Annotated in this window: 20 protein-coding genes; 9 read left to right on the top strand and 11 right to left on the bottom strand. The window is 64.4% G+C overall.

The annotated features are described in order from the left end of the window. Nucleotides 1–218: 218 nt before the first annotated feature. Nucleotides 219–464, bottom strand: coding sequence for a helix-turn-helix domain-containing protein (locus tag CRO39_RS01585; RefSeq protein ID WP_097120114.1), 246 nt, complete (start codon nucleotides 462–464; stop codon nucleotides 219–221). Nucleotides 465–675: 211 nt separating this feature from the next. Here CRO39_RS01585 and CRO39_RS20750 point away from each other — a divergent pair, with 211 nt between their 5' ends. Further along, nucleotides 676–1140 carry a hypothetical protein gene (locus tag CRO39_RS20750; RefSeq protein WP_176520136.1) on the top strand — a complete coding sequence of 155 codons (465 nt, stop codon included), beginning with the start codon at nucleotides 676–678 and terminating at the stop codon, nucleotides 1138–1140. Between the two features lie 247 nt (nucleotides 1141–1387). Here CRO39_RS20750 and CRO39_RS01595 read toward each other — a convergent pair whose 3' ends face one another. The 3 genes from CRO39_RS01595 to CRO39_RS01610 form a co-directional block, all read right to left on the bottom strand. Beyond that, complete coding sequence (locus CRO39_RS01595) at nucleotides 1388–1816, bottom strand: Dabb family protein (protein WP_097120115.1); 429 nt, start codon at nucleotides 1814–1816, stop codon at nucleotides 1388–1390. Nucleotides 1817–1950: 134 nt separating this feature from the next. Beyond that, entirely contained in the window at nucleotides 1951–2811 is an 861-nt protein-coding gene (locus tag CRO39_RS20355; RefSeq protein WP_141400674.1) for a hypothetical protein, read from the bottom strand. Nucleotides 2812–3207: 396 nt separating this feature from the next. After that, nucleotides 3208–4539: a hypothetical protein gene (locus tag CRO39_RS01610; protein WP_238394605.1), complete on the bottom strand. Its 1332-nt coding sequence runs from the start codon at nucleotides 4537–4539 to the stop codon at nucleotides 3208–3210. 412 nt (nucleotides 4540–4951) lie between these two features. Here CRO39_RS01610 and CRO39_RS01615 point away from each other — a divergent pair, with 412 nt between their 5' ends. The 5 genes from CRO39_RS01615 to CRO39_RS01630 all read left to right on the top strand — a co-directional run bounded on the left by CRO39_RS01615 (nucleotide 4952) and on the right by CRO39_RS01630 (nucleotide 7401). After that, nucleotides 4952–5362: a DUF4267 domain-containing protein gene (locus CRO39_RS01615; RefSeq protein WP_202926303.1), complete on the top strand. Its 411-nt coding sequence runs from the start codon at nucleotides 4952–4954 to the stop codon at nucleotides 5360–5362. Between the two features lie 69 nt (nucleotides 5363–5431). Further along, complete coding sequence (locus CRO39_RS20360) at nucleotides 5432–5860, top strand: hypothetical protein (RefSeq protein ID WP_141400675.1); 429 nt, start codon at nucleotides 5432–5434, stop codon at nucleotides 5858–5860. Between the two features lie 17 nt (nucleotides 5861–5877). Beyond that, complete coding sequence (locus tag CRO39_RS01620) at nucleotides 5878–6162, top strand: hypothetical protein (protein WP_097120119.1); 285 nt, start codon at nucleotides 5878–5880, stop codon at nucleotides 6160–6162. Nucleotides 6163–6684: 522 nt separating this feature from the next. Next, a complete protein-coding gene (locus CRO39_RS20755; RefSeq protein WP_176520137.1) occupies nucleotides 6685–6930 on the top strand; it encodes a hypothetical protein in 246 nt (81 codons plus the stop codon). A gap of 48 nt (nucleotides 6931–6978) precedes the next feature. After that, nucleotides 6979–7401 carry a VOC family protein gene (locus CRO39_RS01630; protein ID WP_097120121.1) on the top strand — a complete coding sequence of 141 codons (423 nt, stop codon included), beginning with the start codon at nucleotides 6979–6981 and terminating at the stop codon, nucleotides 7399–7401. A 156-nt stretch (nucleotides 7402–7557) separates the two neighbouring features. Here CRO39_RS01630 and CRO39_RS01635 read toward each other — a convergent pair whose 3' ends face one another. Genes CRO39_RS01635 through CRO39_RS01645 form a run of 3 tightly spaced genes read right to left on the bottom strand, consistent with a single transcriptional unit; the run spans nucleotide 7558 to nucleotide 8775 of the window. Then, nucleotides 7558–8025 carry a hypothetical protein gene (locus CRO39_RS01635; protein ID WP_097120122.1) on the bottom strand — a complete coding sequence of 156 codons (468 nt, stop codon included), beginning with the start codon at nucleotides 8023–8025 and terminating at the stop codon, nucleotides 7558–7560. 2 nt (nucleotides 8026–8027) lie between these two features. Beyond that, a complete protein-coding gene (locus CRO39_RS01640) occupies nucleotides 8028–8249 on the bottom strand; it encodes a helix-turn-helix domain-containing protein (protein WP_097120123.1) in 222 nt (73 codons plus the stop codon). A gap of 1 nt (nucleotide 8250) precedes the next feature. Beyond that, a complete protein-coding gene (locus CRO39_RS01645; protein WP_162125792.1) occupies nucleotides 8251–8775 on the bottom strand; it encodes a DUF2975 domain-containing protein in 525 nt (174 codons plus the stop codon). A 246-nt stretch (nucleotides 8776–9021) separates the two neighbouring features. Here CRO39_RS01645 and CRO39_RS01650 point away from each other — a divergent pair, with 246 nt between their 5' ends. Continuing rightward, complete coding sequence (locus CRO39_RS01650; protein ID WP_176520138.1) at nucleotides 9022–10050, top strand: S41 family peptidase; 1029 nt, start codon at nucleotides 9022–9024, stop codon at nucleotides 10048–10050. A gap of 78 nt (nucleotides 10051–10128) precedes the next feature. Then, nucleotides 10129–11517 carry a hypothetical protein gene (locus CRO39_RS01655; protein WP_097120126.1) on the top strand — a complete coding sequence of 463 codons (1389 nt, stop codon included), beginning with the start codon at nucleotides 10129–10131 and terminating at the stop codon, nucleotides 11515–11517. A gap of 127 nt (nucleotides 11518–11644) precedes the next feature. Here CRO39_RS01655 and CRO39_RS01660 read toward each other — a convergent pair whose 3' ends face one another. The 3 genes from CRO39_RS01660 to CRO39_RS01670 are packed head-to-tail and all read right to left on the bottom strand — an operon-like array spanning nucleotide 11645 to nucleotide 14396. Next, on the bottom strand, nucleotides 11645–11905 hold the full coding sequence (locus tag CRO39_RS01660; protein ID WP_097120127.1) for a hypothetical protein: 261 nt from the start codon (nucleotides 11903–11905) through the stop codon (nucleotides 11645–11647). Next, complete coding sequence (locus CRO39_RS01665; protein WP_097120128.1) at nucleotides 11902–13224, bottom strand: hypothetical protein; 1323 nt, start codon at nucleotides 13222–13224, stop codon at nucleotides 11902–11904. The genes CRO39_RS01660 and CRO39_RS01665 overlap by 4 nt, the downstream gene beginning before the upstream one ends. A gap of 20 nt (nucleotides 13225–13244) precedes the next feature. Then, nucleotides 13245–14396 carry an SPFH domain-containing protein gene (locus CRO39_RS01670; protein WP_097120129.1) on the bottom strand — a complete coding sequence of 384 codons (1152 nt, stop codon included), beginning with the start codon at nucleotides 14394–14396 and terminating at the stop codon, nucleotides 13245–13247. Nucleotides 14397–15099: 703 nt separating this feature from the next. Between CRO39_RS01670 and CRO39_RS01675 the strand changes: the two genes are divergently transcribed. Then, nucleotides 15100–16491 carry a hypothetical protein gene (locus CRO39_RS01675; RefSeq protein ID WP_097120130.1) on the top strand — a complete coding sequence of 464 codons (1392 nt, stop codon included), beginning with the start codon at nucleotides 15100–15102 and terminating at the stop codon, nucleotides 16489–16491. Nucleotides 16492–16643: 152 nt separating this feature from the next. On the opposite strand, the gene CRO39_RS01680 is transcribed toward CRO39_RS01675, so the two are convergent. Then, nucleotides 16644–17348: a GAP family protein gene (locus tag CRO39_RS01680; RefSeq protein ID WP_097120131.1), complete on the bottom strand. Its 705-nt coding sequence runs from the start codon at nucleotides 17346–17348 to the stop codon at nucleotides 16644–16646. Between the last annotated feature and the right edge of the window lie 195 nt (nucleotides 17349–17543).

The raw sequence follows: 17543 nt of genomic DNA on the forward strand, positions 1-17543 counted from the left end.
TCAACCACTAATGGTTCTTATCAAGTGGAATTTTCGAAGTGAAAAATGTCCCGGAAATATGAGCGGGCCAATAAGTGGATTGCCTGCCAATTGGGGCGATGATGTCGCCACCCTAGGGGAAGAAGTATGACGCGCCGCCGCCGGAATCACTCGCGGGCCTTCAAGTCGAAGTGACCTTGTCCCGACTAAGAAGGGGCGACTTTTAGTCCCTTCCTCGCTTATCCCAACTCCTGCTCAAACTCGCCGACGAACTCGGTTAGCGATTGTCCACAGGCATTGCAGAACTCCCGCAACTGCAGCAGGTCCATCCGGCGTGAGCCGCGCTCCACGTCGCTGACGTAGGACTGTGGACGATGGAGCGCTGCGCTCAGCTCGGTCTGGGTCAGGCCAGCATCGGTGCGAAGAGCGCGCAGGCGGCGCAGCAGCACTATGTATTCGGACTTATGGATGGACTTGGCAGGCATGGCGGCGGTCTAAGGGGGCCGACATGACGCTATATCTGCTTTTCAAATATCTGAAAAAGGGATATTCTCTGCCTGCGGACGACCTGTCCGCGCCAACCCCGGAGCAATCCCATGACATCTTCGGAACCACGCCAAGCCGTCACCCAGCGGCTCAAAGACTGGGTATGGCCGGACCCCACCGCACCGGCAATAGCGCAGGAGGCGCACTGACATGACCTACGAATCATTGAGTTTTGGCGCCACGCTCAATCAGATTGACGAGCTAAACCGCCTGGTCCGGACCATCACCGCCAGCAGCGACGCGATTGCGGTCAGCGGGGATGACCTGATGGATGACCACAGCCTACCTACGCTGGGGGATGCCATCTACGACGCGGGCATGGCGGTGCGCGAGATTGTCGACCAGGTCTACCGGCAGAAGCTCAAAAAGGGCGCCGCAGCGGCTGCTACCGCGGTACCGGTGGCCGGGCGCGCAACATTTGCCAGCGATATGCACGACAGCCTTCGGTGCGCGCGTTCCATCGTGCAGGCGGCCGATACCGCCGCCGGTCAATCCGGGGGCGCCGAAGACGCCGCAGGCGTGTGCCGGGCGGTATCCGAACTGGTGGGGCGGGTGATCGACTACATCGAGCGCCATTTCGATACGTCCCCCACGCAGGCGGGCCATGACCGCTGAGCGGCCCATCTGTCGCTTGGCATTCAACATCAGCAGCTTCGACGGGGTGACCTATCACCGGTGGCCGTCAGGATGGATATCTCAGTGAATCACGTAGGGCGGAACCGCCGACGGCGATGAACAGCTTCGCTGCTAAGAACCCGCCGGATTTTTCCCAATCCCCAGATAGATAATCTGGCGGAATCGCCTTCGGCGGTTCCGCCCTACGTGGGCTCGTCGTCCTTGCCCGCTTTTTTGATGAACTGAGTTACGGCGCGACGGCCTTGACGTCATACACGACCACACGCTGCCATAGGTGCTCGCAGGCGGCGATGAACTGCTTGTGGATGGGATGGACCTGATAAGCGTCCTGCCCGGCCACATCGTCGAAGAACAGGATTTCCGAGGCGCTGTAGCTGCCGTCCACCACGCCGCGCTGCTCGGTATCCGCCGGCACGCCGATGTGGATGCCTCGTACGGTGTCGATGCCCGCCAACGTCCGCAATCCGGCGAGCAGTTTGGCGAGATCCTCCTCGGAGTCCGGGTTCTTCAGCCAGAAGAACACGTGGTGCACGACCGGCGGGAACGATGCCTTGCTGGCGGACATGGAAGTGGCGGCGCTGGAGCCGGTGGCGGCCACGCCGGCAGCCAGCGCGGCGGCGGCAACGATGACATCTCGGCGCGAGCGATCGGTCATGATCCGGGTCCTCCAATTCATAGCCTGCGGGACTGTGAGTATAGGGCGGTGCCGTTGGACGATGGGGGCGGAGGTGGCGATTGCCTGAATCGCGCCTCCGGCCCCGTTCTCGCCGTCCTGGCCGGAGGGCTTACCTATGGGGACGACGTCTGGTTGGCGATGGCTTGGGGCGTGCCAACCACAACATACAGTGAGCCGGTGGTGGTCAGCCAGCCTTCGGGCGCATTGCGGCTGCAGGTGGCATAGTCCTTCCATCCAAGACTATAGACGTCGTCCAGATAGACCACGGTAACCTCGCGCGGCTTGTTGCCGACCTGGACTTGCTGAAGCTGGGTGGTCTGTTTTCCCCACAGGATCAGGTCGCGCAGGCTTCCTGACTCGCGTTCGATCGAGTAGTAACCCAGATCCGACAGCCGCTGCCGTAGCAGGGGGCTAAGCGCATCCAGTGTGCTCGCCTGTTCGCTTGCCTGCCTGTCCTGCATCGCCGAACGCTTGCTTAGATCCAGGTAGGACGGCAGCTCAAAGCCAGGGTTTCCGGGGCCACCGCCAGCGAATGAAAGCGTCCGCAGCGTTTGATGTTCGGCGGAAGACAGGTTCCGCAGCGCGGGCTGGTCTGCGTTGCTGGCATCAATCCGGGCCAGGCGCATCAGTCGGGAGCCCAACGTCTTGCGGGCCAACGGCTCCCGCTCCGGGTTTCGCAAGGCTGAATGCCAATACGTCTGATAGGCGGATAACACGTCTCTGACAAAGGGATCGCTGGGGGGGGATGAAAGCGGTTCGGGCTTGCGCGAGTCGAACCGGGAGACCATGCACTGCCGGAATGATTGGTCATTGGCCTGCAACTGGTCCGGCGAAAGCCGTGCCAGCAGGCGCGAGGCATCCCCCGCGTTGCCGCGGAGCGCCGTCTCGGCGGCGAGCTCGACGCTGGGTTGTGCCATGCCGGTGCCCGGAGACACGGCAGCCAGGGCGAAGATTAATATGCGGTTACGAATCATGGGAACGCACCTCCAAAGCAGGTTGGGTGCCCATAGAAAAGACCCATCCACCGCTTTCCGGAATGGAGGGAAGCTACGGTTTTGCTATGGATTGGCTGTAGATATGTGGAGGCGTCGTGTTACAGGCGCTTTGGAGGCACTCTCCAGCCGTGCTCGCCCAATGTCGCGTTTGCCTGGCTTCCATCTGCCCCGGTGTCGCCTGGCCTTCAAGCTCGGCCGCTTCGCCGGCCCGACCTATCCCCAGGCGGCCACCACCACGGGCATCTCGGTGAAGAGGGTGGAAAAGCGCATTAGCCGCATCTTGCTGGCCTGCCGCGATGCTGCGGGGGAGGGTAGGCCGTTCCCGTTGCCTGGATGGCTGTACCGAATTACGCCGGGCCGTTTACGGGTCTCCGACTACTGCAGCCCATCCGAGCCTGAGCCCTCGCGCACCAGCGTCGAGTCGCCTTTCCGTTCGCCGGGCACTATCTTCCAGCCCGGCTTGAGCGTGAGCGTCCAACCGTCGCCTGTCAGGCCGTTGCCTTCCTGCGGCATGGCCACCGTGGCGCGTTTGCGGTCGGCGTGCACCAGTGCGGCGCCGCCATCGACCACCACCAGTTCGCCCCACTCATCCATCAGGCGCAGGCTGGGATAGACGGTCCCCACGTCGTCCAGCGCGGCCAGCGTTTGCGGATTGAACTGGAAGTGCGATTTTGCAAGTGGCAGCACCAGCGCCGGACCATCGACCAGCGCGGCGCGCCAGTTGGCGAGGCGGGTGACGCGTTCGCGTTCGCGGGCTTCCTCGGCGGTGCGCAGGCCGCCGTCGGCATCGTAGCGGCGCTTGCGTGTGCTGAGTTCGGCCGGGTTGGCGACCTCGATGCGATGCGCCGCGGCGAGCAGCGCGCCCAGGTCGGCATCGGCCCCCAGTTTGCCGTGCCATGCGGGGTCGGCCTGGTCCAGCAGCAGGCCATAGGCCGGGCCGCTGGCATAGGCAAACGAACGCACGAAGCTGGGGGAATCCAGGAACCGTGCCAGGGCGTAAACGGCGTATGCCAGGCGCTGCTCGTCGCGGTGAAGACCCAGGCGCACGCCGGTGTACTCGGCAATGCCTTCGTTGATCTCCAGCGCGGCCTCGTCGGCGGCGGCCGCATCAGACAGGCGGCGGCGTTCCTGCCGGAAAGCGAGTGCATCGGCGATTCGGTCGCGGCGCGCCTGGGCCTGGCCGGCCATCAGCGCACGGGCAAGCGCACGCCATTCCAGTTGCAGCAGGTAGCGGCCTTCCAGCGTGTCGAGGTGGCGATTGCCGGCTTCGGGGCGCGCCAGGCCCAGACCGGGCTGGATGCGGTGGAACATCTCGTGCACCAGGAAGACGCGCAGCAGCGCCGGCTCGAACGGCACCGGCCACACCAGCTGGGTCCACTGCGTGCCCGACCACTCGAGGCGGGTATTGGCAATCAGGGTTGCGGGCGGCAGGGTGCCGGTGAAGACACCGTCCTTGGCGACCAGTACGCCGCCCGCATCGAGCTGGTTGGCGATGACGTTGCGGTCTGCGGGGTCGACGATCATGATCGGCCCGCACAGCGACTGGCCCCAGAGGGCGCCGTTGTCGCGTTCGCACAGCGTCCTGGCTTCGTTGAACACATGCAGCGCGCTGGCGTGGTCAGGCGTGGCGCGTGCGGGCGCGGCAGCAGCCAGCGCCATCAGGCAGGCGACTGCGGCAAGAAAGGAGCGTGCGAGGATCAACGGCATGGCATGGCTCTTCGGCCTGGCAGGGGGCAGGCGGCGCTGGGCGGACGATAGCAGCAAGAACAAGGTTAAAAGTAGGCTTTCTCCGGCATCTTTTGGCACTGGCGCCTTGCGCAGCCGTCCGATCCGGTTGGGGCCGACCGTCCTTCCCCGTTGCGCTTCGATGGCTGTACGGAATCGGTCCGGGCTGTAGATTGGATTAGCTCCTCCAACCCAGCGCCTTTGCCCCGAGACCAAGCATTGCTGGGTTGATGAAATCAATCCAGCCTACGGCGCAGGGATCCGGTTATACGTCGGCTTGTTAGCCGGACCCCGGCGGCATAGGATTGAAAGCAATCAAGGGGATAGCCACCAATGCGGGGCGCTGTGGGTAAGTCGTATAGGCACTTCTCCGATCATCAATGGAGTTCCAGCCGTGGAAAAGAAAGAACTAAAAGCGCTACGAACAACTGGGATGATTCTTGTTCTGCTAATGGCTGGATTGCAGTTGGCTTACGCCCTATATGCCTTCGCTGACCCAGCAGGTTTTTCACTCATGCGCGGCACCGAGCTGTTTGCTGCTGGCGACTCTGACTGGATCAGAATCTATGCATCGAGAACGCTGTTCATCGCACTCATTATCGGCTACTTGCTTTACCGAAAGCAGTTCCAAATCCTAGCGGTAGCCTCGCTATTGGGTACTGTTATGCCAGTTGCGGACGCATGGCTTGCGTATCAAGCATCGGCGGGTGACAAGGTAATTCTCAAGCACGTTGCCACTGCCTTGTTTCTCATTATTACGTTCGCCATCCTTCGTTCAGTGGTCAGGCGCGGGCAAAGTGGCTAACAATTCATTCAAGTCGAAGCCGCTTCGCGGGTCGGCCTAGTTCAGGCGTTGGGGCGCTAAGGAAAGATCATGAAATCCAAGTATGCCGTAGCGATTGTTGTTTTCTTCCTGTCCGCATCGCTCTGTGCAGGCAACTCGCCTCAGGCAGTCCCAGAACAATTCTTGGGCGATTGGGGCACCAGCTTAACGGACTGTGGAACAGAAGCGGATGACACGGCCCTGCGTATCGGCAAGAGGCATATTTCGTATCACGAGAGCTCTGGTCCATTGCAAGCCGTTGTCGTACGGGGAACAAAAGAGGTGGCGCTAGTCGCTGAGCTTACAAGCGAAGGCGAGACTTGGCTCAATGCATCAACATTCATGCTTTCACCAGACGGCAGCCAACTTACCCAGAGCTCCGGCGTGAATGGAGAGCCGTTCGTTCGTGTGCGGTGCGACTCTATTCTCGGTCTACGCCGCGGCATTTCCAAGCCGAACCCGCTTCGCGGGTCGGCTTAGTTCAGGAGCTAGGCGGTATGCCAGAGTTCGAGAAGGTCATTGAGTTGGTGGACTACTACGACGGCCCTCGCGAGGGCCTCGCCAATTTTCAGGGAAAGCCGCATACCTTCAAATCTCGCATGCTGGATGTGTACGGCGCCGACGACGCAATAGATCTGTTTGATCTAGCGCCTGTCGGATTAGATGGCCCCACAGTAGTAGCCCGCGCAGAGTTCCGCCGGGTTGGCTCAGGCCCGCAGCCTCCCGGCGAGTGGCCGGTGCATGCAGTGCGCTGGGCTTTGGTGAGCGCGGATGGCGCCTAACGATTCAAGCCGGAGCAGCTTTGCGGGTCGGCTTTCTTCAGCGTTGAGGCCTGCATGAAAGAAGTTTTTGTGCTGATAGCTCTTTGGGTCGTTGGGTGCGGCGCAGCGCCTGCGCCCCCTGTCCCAATCGCTTCAGGTACGTACATCTTTCAGCATCGTTTCGCAGAGCATCCCGCGATGCCGAGCTTCTCTCTCACTGCGACAATCGACGGCACACATATTGTGCTGATCAACCCCAAGGCCTCTGGTCCGTTTCCTGCCGGTATCATCGCTGAGGGTGAGCTCATGTGGCATGCTGGATCCCGCCAATGGATCATTGGCCACAAAGACACTGACCGGACACTTCCGGATGTAGGAGGGTGCAGTGATGGCCCGGAGGTCGTTGACCTGGTCGGCAAGATTTACTGGACCTGCTAGCGTGCCTACACTGCCAGGCAACTTGTTCAAACCTAGCCCGCATCGTTGCGGCTTTGATCTGATAGCTGGCCAGGGCGGGCTCAACTCAGCGTTAGGTGCCTTGTGATGACTGCCTATAGTTCAAAAAGTAGCTGGAACTTGGTTTGCGTCGTCGTCGGTGTTGCCATCTTGGTGCTGACAATCAATCAAGCTCGTCTCTCTCTTGCTACAGGCCTCTTGCAGTTCTCGTCCAGCAAGTACGGATTCGCTTTCTTCGGCGCGGAGGCAGCGGCGATATATCTGGCCTTATTGTCGGGCGCGGGTATTCTTATTGGTGTCGGTTGGAGGGGGCTGCGGCATCTCAGGGGTTAGGGCAACAGATCTTTTTCAGCGTTGCCTTGGGCCTCATGGAGAGATCACATGAAAGCTAGAATTACCGTGATCACCATTGGCGTTGACGATTTGGAACGGGCTCTTCGGTTCTATCGTGACGGCCTTGGTCTAAAGACAGATGGCATTGTCGGACGTGAGATCGAACATGGCGCCGTGGCGTTCTTTGATCTCCAAGCGGGTTTGAAGTTGGCAATCTGGCCGCGCGCAAGCATTGCTCATGATTCTGGCCTGCCGGTGGGCAAGCGTAGTGCCACAGAGTTCACCCTGGGCCACAATCTTTCGTCGAGGGAAGAGGTCGATGCCGTCATGGCGCAAGCGGAACACGCTGGTGCCGTTATCGTAAAGGCTGCTAATGAAACCTCTTGGGGCGGTTACGCGGGCTACTTCCAGGATCCGGATCAGCATTTGTGGGAGGTACTGTGGAATCCACAGCTTCTGCCCGAGGATTGAAGCTTGATAGTTCATTCAAGGGTGATTGGCGGCATTGGCGTTTCTGACGTGCGGTCAACCGAAGATGCTCAGATCGCCGGAGCGTGGACAGGTTTACTGACAAGGTAGACCGCGCAGGGGAGATAGCCTACTGCGCTCGCGCGTGTACCTGATCTTTCACGGCCGGGCCTGCTGCCCGGTCGGCGCGGAGACTGGCCGCGCGCCGCACACGTACGTGCGCCACGCATAGCCCCATGGCACCACCAGCACCAGTAGTGGCAGGGCAAGGAAGGAATTGGCAATCGGCTGTGCCGACGCCCCGTCCATAGTGCCGGCCAGCCACAGCGGCAGGGCGACGAAGACCAGCCATATCGACTTGTAGCCGATGGTGAAGAACATCAGCGGCAGCCAGCGCAATGGATGGAACAGGGCGAAGAAGGCCAGGGTGGGGTAGGTTGCCCATACCGTCCACGCCACCGCCGGCAGCGGCTGCCACGGTCCTTCATGCGTCAGCAGCACCTGCCAGGCGCTTGGGGCGACGAACACCAGCATCAGCAGATAGAACAGCCGTAGGCCCCAGATGTTGATCGGGCGCACGCCCTCGTAACGCAGCGGGTCGGCGCGGAAGAAGTTTGCGATGGCCATGGTCAATCCTCGGCGGGTTGGGTGGGGTCGTGGGCGAGCAGATCGCCCGGTTGGCAATCCAGCACACGGCAGATCGCCTCGAGCGTGGAGAAGCGCATCGCCTTGGCCTTGCCGGTCTTGAGGATCGACAGGTTGGCGACGGTGATGTCCACGCGCTCGGCCAGCTCGGTCAGCGTCATGCGCCGCGCGTACAGCAATTCGTCCAGGCGGACCAGGATGGCCATGTCAGACCGTGCCTTCCAGGTCGGCGCGCATCCGCGCCCCTTGCCCAAACACGCCGGCGAGCACGAACAGCAGCAGCACCGCCAGCCAAGGCGTGAACGAGAAGCCATCGCCCATGTCCACCGGCTGTGCCTGCGTGGATACCGCGGCTGCAATCAGCATGATCGCCAGCCGCAGCAACTGCCCGGCCAGCACGCACCAGGCAATGGCGGTCAGCCGGCGGGCGTTGCCGGCGATGAACGGGTCGCCGTCGCGCACGGTATCGACGATGGCCCACAGCTTTCGCAGCACGACATGCACCAGCGCGGCGCCGGCGAGCCCAAGCACGGCGATCGCCTGCAGGGCCACCGCAAGCGCGGGGTGCGCGAGTTCCATGTCGAAACCCAGCGCCGCCCACGGCCAGCCCGGCCGCACGACGCTGGCGAGCAGCAGCGCGGCGATGAACAGGCCGTAGAGGATATTCAGGGCGGTCAGGCCGGTGATGACCGGGCGGGCGGCGGTGAGGGCGCGGCTGGCGGTGGTGTCCATGCGAGGAACCTGGGTTGGCATCGTTAAACGATATTTACCATATCGATTAACGATAATATCTAGGCCAGAGGTCACCCCCGCGCCGGCCGCCTGATCTCTCGCGGCCGGTGGTCAAAAGCAGGGCAGGGCCGTGGGCTGCGGGAACACCGGGTCAGGCCCATCTAGCAGGCCGTATTGAACCGTTGGGCCTGGTTCCGCATCCATGCCTGTACCGGCCGATTGGCCCAGTCCATGGGAGCACCCCACATGAACTTCCGGAGTCGGGTCGTTTTGACGGTGGCCGCGGCCGTGATTGGCGGCATGTGCGCGTATGCGGGCGCCACGAATGCGGCCGCCGATCTCCGCGTGGTTGCCGAGTCGATCAATGCCACATTGAGGGCCAACCACTATCGCCCGGCGCTGCTCCAGGACGACAGGTACCGCCAGCTCGAGTCCGACGCGCTGGTGCTCGCCGCGACAGCGCCGTCCGACGAGGCGTTCCGGACCGGCTTCAACGCGCTCTGGAAGCAAGGGCCGTTTTCGCATGTGGCCTTGCTGCGCGCCGACGAGTCGGCCGATGAGCGGTATGCGCGCATGGATACCGCGCCCGGCGGCGAGAACGCCGTATCGCTGGACTGGCAGGGCGACGCCGCGGTGCTGACGGTGACCACCATGAGCGGCACCGACACGATAGAGGCGATCGAATTGGCATACGACAAGATCGCCGCACGAAAGCCGGCGCGGCTGATCATCGACCTGAGGCGCAACGGTGGCGGCGCGTTTGCGGTGGTGCCGCTGGTGGGGCACCTGATCGCGCAGCCGCTGGACGCCGGCGTGTTTGCCAGCGCCGCCTGGTACCGGGACCACGACGCGCCGCCGGGACCGCGCGATTTCCCGTCCGCCACGCCATGGCGCGGGTACTCGCTCAGGGCGTTCCAGGCGCAGATGCTTGCGCAGCCGCTGACCGGCTATCGCATCGATCCCATGCAGCCTCATTACCCGGGTCCGGTCTACGTGCTGACCAGCGCCCGCTCGGTCAGTGCCGCCGAGATTGCCGCCGACGTGCTGAAGGCCACCGGGAGGGCCACGGTGGTCGGGGAGCGGACACCCGGCGCCGTGCTGTCGTCAAAGCGTTTCGATATTCCCGGCGGCTTCCACCTGCTGGTTCCGGTTGCGGATTACTTTTCGATTGCCAACGGACGCATCGAAGGGGTGGGCGTGGCGCCGGATATCGCTGTGGACGCCGACCATGCGCTGGATGTGGCGCTGGGGCCTGTCAGCGCTCGGGACAGGTAACGCCGCCGTCGTTGGCCGCATCCTGGCCGCGTCTGCGTGGAATGGGATGCAGGGGCTGCTGAGACATGGAGAAGTGTCATGTGGCAACGCATCCTTGTGGCCGGGGCGGTCATGGGCCAGTTGTTGGTGGGCGCGACGGCGCTCGCGCAGGACGAGGCGCTGGGACCGCCCGACGCGCTGCAGTACCCGGTACAAGCCAGCGAAACCGCGGCGCGTGCGGTCACCGCGCCGTTCCTGCGCAAGGCCATCGAGGACGCCGCCGACCTGGGACTTTGCGAGGCGCTGATGCGCGAGGCCGGCCACTCGTTCCCGGGCGGTTTCCGGCCGCAGGATTGCACGCCCGCGTTTGCGGCCAAGGTGCGTGCCGGCGATGGCATCGTTCATTGGCGCAGCGAGAATGCGCGTCCGCTCAAATGCGGCACCGCCTGCTTCGGCCGGCCATTCGCCAGCGCCACTCGGCACGTGGACAAGCCCAACCTGCGCGAGACCATGCTGTACGGGCGCCTGCAGTTCAAGATCGATCCGCCGGGCCCGGTGGATCGGGACCTCACCTATGGCTACGAGGTGCATGTCCAGTGCAAGGCGGAGAACGGGGCGCGTACCGGCAACATCGAAGTGAAGGTCGAGGTTGGCGATCCGGTGCTGGGCGATCCGCATCCGCTTGAGTCGGCGCTCGATTTCCTGCTGCTGCCGGTGCAGATTTCGCGGCGCATCGAGTCGACCATCCGTGGCTACCTGCGCACCATTCCAACGGCGGTCATCGGCGGCGAAGCGTGCCGTTCCATCGGCGTCAGCCTGGCGCAGGATCCCAAGTTCGATGCGATGCCATTCGACCTGGCGCAGGCGACGGCCGGCGGGGTACGCCCGGGGCTGGATGCCGTAGGCGGCGTACTGACGGATCGGGCGCGGGTCGAGTTTCTGTCCATCACCCGCCATCCGTTGCCGCTTGGAGTGGCGGCCGCGCATGCACAGCCGGGCGCTGTCGAGGCTGGGTATTTCAACGTGTTCCTCAACGGCGCGAACGTGGCGTTTCCGCCCCCGGTGGGCGCACCAGAGGGATTGCGGCTGCCGCCCGAGGGCGGGAGCGTGGCGCTCAACTATTGCCGGACGGTTGCGCTGGGCGGCGCGGACCGGTTGCAGCTGCTGTTCGTCAATGCGCTGGGCGGAGCGGTATGGTCGCAGTTTGCGCGTGGTGCGGCCTTCGGCGCCAGCGCGCCGCGACGCATCACCACCGGGCGCACGATCGTGGTACCGGGCACTCCCAAGCCGCGCGTGGTTCCGCTACGCGAGTTCGAACTGCTCTATCGCATCGTCTACCTGCCAGCACCGGCCGTTTCCGCTGCCTCAACCGGTACCCGCGATGGCGAACGGCCCCGGCCGCCGCGCGGCACTCGCGGCCTGCCGGCCGAGCTTGCGGACGCATCGTTGGAAAGCGCGTCCTCCGCCACGCCGTGCCGCGAGATCTGAACCGTTACCGGCCGTGGCACCGAAGGAATGCGCCACGGCTTGGCGCCGCTTCAGGAGGAACCTGGCAGCCGCCTGCCAAGGACCGGTGAGCAAGGATCTTCAACCCGCCGCGCTGCCGCGATCCAACTCAGTCGCTGGCGTCGTGAATCCGGCCCACGCGCTGGCGGTATGCGCGCACGTTGTCGCCATCGATGCGCGTGCGCTGGGTACCCTTGACCTCATCGACCTTGCGGTCGGAACCGGTCACCGGCTTGGCTGCCACGTCGGTCTCGCGCTCGAACGCGTGCGACTTGTCGGTGTTGCGGTAATAACGGTAGATGGCCCAGTACAGCGCCACGGCGCCCGTTGGGCCCAGCGCCAGCAGCCATAGTCCATTGTCGTCGCTCATGAGCCCGCCCAGATGATCCAGAGGGCGATGCCCTCCAGGAACGTGCCGACGGTCAGCGCCGTCAGCAGCAGCTTCCACTGCTGCACAGGCACGCTGCCCATTGTTTCGCCGGTGCGGCCGTTGACCGCAATGTAGTGCAGCATGCCGCCATTGCTGCCCGGCTGGTGATACGAATACAACCATACCGGCAGGTACATCGACACCCAGCGCGTGCCGTGCACGTCCAGGCGTTCCTGCTCCCAGCGCACGCCACGATCGTAGCGCCGCACCGAACTCTCCACCTGCGCGCGGGCAATGGACAGCAACTGGTCCTCCAGGCGCGGGCGCAGCTGCTCCACGTCGGTGTCGCGCTTCTCGGAGGTGAAGCCGGACAGATACGATGCGTTCCACTTCACCGCATTCTTGGTGTCGAACGGCAGGATGGTGTTGATGATGTTCTGCGTGTTGACGCGCGTATTCAGGTTGCCGCGCTCGCGCGAGGATTCCAGCGGCAGGTCGTCGACGGTGAAGTCGACCGCGCGTTCCACATGGTAGACGTCGGCGTCGTAGTAGGTCTTCTTGTTCTTGTCGGTGCCACGCGTGTACTCGCGCGTCAGGATCTCGCCCTTGCCGGCCACGCTGGCGCTCGCGTTGCCGTCGACGATCATGTAGGGCAGGTACACGCCCACGACATTCTCGGGCGTGAATTGTTCCTTGAAGGCCTTCAGCGCGAACAGCCGCCGCTTGTCCACGAACTGGCGGATGCGCGCAATGGCATCGTCCTTTCTGATGTGGAAGGGCAGCACCGCATCGGGTACCGCGCCGTTGGCAATCTGCTCGTTAATGCCGAATACGTGGCGGCACCAATGGCAGCGCGCCGTCATCGCGTTCTCGGTATTCACCGTCACCTCGGCGCCGCAGCCGGTGCATTTGAAGGTCATCAGGTGGGTGACGTCGGCGGCGATATCGCGCGCGCCGGATGCGATGACCGTACCCTTGAGCTGGTCGAGGCCTTCGCCCAACCCGAACTCATCCTCGACCCGTGCGCCCACCCATTCGTTGCGGCAGTACAGGCAGACCAGGACATCGCTGCCCAGTTTGTGGCGGATGTCGGTGGCGCCGCACTTCGGGCAGCGGTTCTGCCCGTCCTTGAGTTCGGCCGACGCGGTGTCGATGGCGACTGGATCGGGGGCCTCGATCTCCGCGCGGATGGCATCGGGCAGGGTGGCGGAGTCGACCGGGAAACTCCCGGGCAGCGGCGGCACCTCCTGCGGTGAGCCAGGGCCGGCGGGGGGCGCCGGCGGCAACGGCGGTGGCGCCGGACGGTTCGGAATGGACATGGGCAGCGTGCGGTTCCGGTTTACAGGCCCAACGCCTTTGCCTTGAGGGCGTCATAGTCGGCCTGCGTGATCAGGCCGAGATCGAGCATCTGCTTGGCCTTCTGCAACTTGGCCACCGGATCTTCGGCCGCTGGCGCTGCGGGGGCCACGGGCTGCTGCAGCGCGCCGAGGCCGCCGACCATGCCGGTGGCCATGCCCAGGCCCATGACGCCGGCGGCACCGCCGTTCTCGCCTGCCGACTGGATGCCTTGCGCCACGCTGGCCTGGAGGTTGACATTGCCGCGCGCACCGGACAGCGCGTCGGCGCGCTGCACGGTCTTGAGCAGTTCGCGGGTGTTGGCGTCGTACTCGATGGAGACGATGGCGGTCTTGACGATGGCCAGGCCCCGGTCGGACTTCCACTGGTAACCCTGCTCGACGGCTGCGGACAGGCTCTGCGCGAAGCCCAGCGAATCCTGTTGCAGCTTGGTGATGCGGTTGCCCTTGGACGGGTCGTTCGAGTACAGGCTGAAGGCCGGCGCCAGCGAGCCGACCACTTCATTGAACAGCTGGCCGGCGGCCGCGTTGTCCAGATCGGTGAAGTCGAACACCTTGCCCGGCTGCAGGTACGACGCCGGTACGAAGTTCTTCACGAACAGGATGGGGTCGACGATTTTCAGCGTGTACGAGCCGCGCGTCACCGCGCCGACCTGGGTGTTGAGGAAGCCGTCGTCCCAGTAGATCTCGGACTGGGTGCCGAAGCGGTTCTCCGGCAGTTCCTTCAATGAGACGAAGAACGCCGCCTGCTGCGAACCCGGCTGGCCGCCGAATTTGAAGCGCTCCCAGCTCTGGGTGATGAACGTGGAGACCAGGCCGTCGCCGGCGAAGAGCGATTTTGAGTTGAGGTCGTCCGAACGCCACTCGTAGCCGCCGGGCTCGGCGACGAACGCGGTGATCGCGCCGTCCTGCATCAGCAGCAGGCCGTAGCCTTCGGGGACGACAATCTTCGACCCGTTGGTGATGATGTTGGACGAACCGTTGGTGTTGGAGCCGCGACCGGCATTGGTGCCGCGCGGCACCGCGGCGAACAGCGCCGCCGTCGCCGGCAGGCCCTCCGGCACGGTGTAGAAATCCTTCCACTGGTCGGCAAGCACGCCGCCGACTGCACCCACCACCGCCTGCACAAGACCCATATCGTCGCTCCGTGATTTGTGGACGGGTATGGCACCCGCCATGTCGGCGCGAGTATACCTTTCCGGATGGCATCGCCAGGACTGGTTCGGCCAGGGCACAAGCAGCGGTGCAGGCCAGCGCGATGCGGCGGTGCGCGGCCGCGCACATGTCGGCGCATTGGCGACTTGCGCCGGCACCTGCCGCTGCCGGCAGCGGCGCATCGGGTGCAGGCATGATGCACCGCCTCCGACGTGGCCAGGCTTCCGAACGGGCGGGGACTAGGGCCTGTTAACGCTATTGGGATAGGTCACGTTGCTTTCCAGCGCTTGTCAGGTGATTGCGCGCGGCGCAGCGACAGGCTGGTGGCCTGTTCAAGCCGCGCGCGGCCGCCTGGCGAGCGCTGGGAAGCAACCCGGAGGGCCGGCACTGAGTGCGCGCGGTACCGCGTCATCACTCGGGCGTGTATCGACATACACTTCCTCGTTCTTCCTTGTCCCACACGTACTCAGTGTCGGCGTGACCTATCCCAATAGCGTTAACAGGCCCTAGCCGCCGCGTTGTGGGGTAGGATTTGGCTGCGGTGGTTCCTTGGGGACGGAACGTACCGACTGAGGGCCGTGCGATCGCCGGGGGGGGCGGTATGCGATGTGCCGGTTGGCAACGTACAGCGCGCTGCGCCCCGCGTGAGGATTCGCGGCGTTTCATCAATTTTGGGGGCTTGCGATGGTACTGGAACCGAGAGTGCGCCGGCTGGCGCTGCTGATGCTCCTCGCGTGCGCGGGTTGGGCCCACGCCGCCGACGCCGACGCCGATGGGACGTGGGGCATCTATGCGCGGTTGGTAGGGACGGTGAAACAGGCAGGACCCAGCGGCTACCAGCTACGGTGGCGCTGGGAAGTGCCGGACGAAGTGCTGGTGCAGGAGTGGGTCGAGCCACGTACCGGCAAAGTCGTGTTTACCAATACCATCATGCCGGGTGTAAGTCCTGGCACGCTGCGGGTCAAAGGGTCCTACCTTGGCGGCAAGGAATGGGACGGTACTGTCGAACCCGATGGCAGCGTGGTCTTCATCGGGCGCGGACTGTTGAAGGCGCCTCATCGCGTGGTGCTTACCGTCAACGACACTTACGAGATACGCAGAGTGCAGTTGCGCGCAGGGCAGGTGGTGTCGGAATCGCCCGCACAGAATCTCAGCCGCTTTGCTCCGGTCGACGCGACGGGCGGGGCGTTGCCGGGCGATGCACCGGCTGCGCCTGTGGGCGCTGGCTCGGGAGCGGTAGTCGCAGCGCAACCGGCCCCCGTACCGGCGCAGCCTGCGAAACCGCGTACGGCCGAAGAACTCGAAGCCGAAGCCATCGCGTTGCAGGAGCAGGCCGCGGCCTTGCGCCGTGCGCAGGCCGACGCCGCCGAGCAGGAGGTTGCATCGGCAGCGCAGGCCGAAATCGCCCGGCTCGAACAGCTTGCGCGGGATGCTGGCGCGGCCGCGGATGCCGCGAAACGCGAGGCAGAGGAGGCGCAAGCGTTGGCGCAGGCGGCGGATCCGCCCAAGCCAAAACCGCGGCCATGGGTGAAGGGCGCCGACAACCGCGACTGGTGGTCTTACTGCGCGTATGGCGTGCATGGCGGAGACTCTTTCATCACCCAGCTCATCAACCAACGGATCTACCACCCCTACGAGGGGCCGCGGGACGAGTACGACGCCTATGACGGCCCCAACCGCGATGACGATGTCGAGGAACGATTCATTCGCGCAATGCAGACCTCCGGCCTGGTGCCGCAGCAGGGCGGCTATATCGGCGTGAACTGCAAGACGTTCGGTTCGCGCGATTCTGCCGACTACTACTACCGGCAAGCGCAGCAACAGGACCCGGCGCCGCGCCGCGTGCTCTGGCTGCGTCTTGAAGACGAGCAGATCGTTGGCAGCCGCAACCTTCCCACGCTGGAGGAACTGGCGGCCATGAAACGCGCCGCCGAGGAAGCCAGCCGTCGCGCCGAGGCCGCTCGCGCCGCTGCCGCCGACGCAGCGCGACTGGAAGCCGCTCGCCAGAAGAGCCGGAAACTCAAGAAAGATTGCGAAGCCGGCGTGCCTGGCAGCTGCGTTGCGTCCAAGCAATGAACAGAGCAAGGGCGGAGTCGTCGTTCCTGCACAGGTCACGAGCGACTTCGCCTCCAAGCGTTGGCCTTCCTTGGCTGCCGCAAGGCGAATCCGGGCTTTTCTTGCGTTGGGTGCGTTCGACCGACCGGCACAAGCTGTGCGCCGTTGCGGGCCTACCGCGCCTGCGCCGTTGCCGGTGGCGTCGCGGTGTCCTTGTTCGCGGCTACCCAGCGGCTGGCGGCATCGCCCATCAGGGCTACACCGGCCAGGGCGAAGATCCATAGCGTGGCTTCGCGCGCGCCTCGTTGCAGACGTGCGCGCCAGCGGGCGAAGCGTTCGTCGGTGCGGCGGCCCAGCAGGGCATGCAAACCAAGCAGCAGCAACGGCGGTGCGATGAAGATCAGGTTGTAGCCTACCAGTAGCGGCAGCCACTGCGCGGCTCCAAGTTCGGCGCCTATCATCAGGGCGATGGCGGCGAAGTAGGGCAGCGCGGTCACCAGTTCTGCGGCGGTCACCGCCATGCCCAGCGCAACGAAGCCCAGCAGTTTTCCGGTGGCCGGCAGGTTCGGTTGGTGCGCTGAGTGAGCGGTGGACGGCGCGAAGATGGCGTATACCAGCAGCGCAGCGCCCAGCAGGCCCTGCACGATTAGGGCAATCGGGTGATCCAACGCCTGGCCCAGACGCTGGCTCAGTGCGGTGAAGCCCAACATCATGGCGGCACCCAACGCCAGGTAGCTCGCCAATATGCCGGCCACGTAGGCAAGCAGGCGCGGCGCGGGTTGCGGGCGGGAAAGCAGCCACAACGCCACGACCAGGGCGGAGGGATTCAGGCTGTCCAGCAAGGCCAGCAGCAACAGGCTCGGCAGCAGGGTGTCCATTCGGGTGAGGAGTATCGAGGGTGCGGCAGATTACCGCAGTCGCGTCATATGCGCCGCCCGCGCCGCCACGCGTTCGCGCGCCCTGCCGGATGGGCCGCGTCTTGTACCTGAGTCAAGCCGCAAGTGCTCCCGCGGATTCGCGCCGTGGGCTGTTGCTGGGCAACCGTGCCGTGGGCTCTTTCGCGGGCGCCTGGC

This window comes from Pseudoxanthomonas wuyuanensis, from assembly GCF_900215535.1.
Classification (GTDB): Bacteria; Pseudomonadota; Gammaproteobacteria; order Xanthomonadales; family Xanthomonadaceae; genus Pseudoxanthomonas_A; species Pseudoxanthomonas_A wuyuanensis.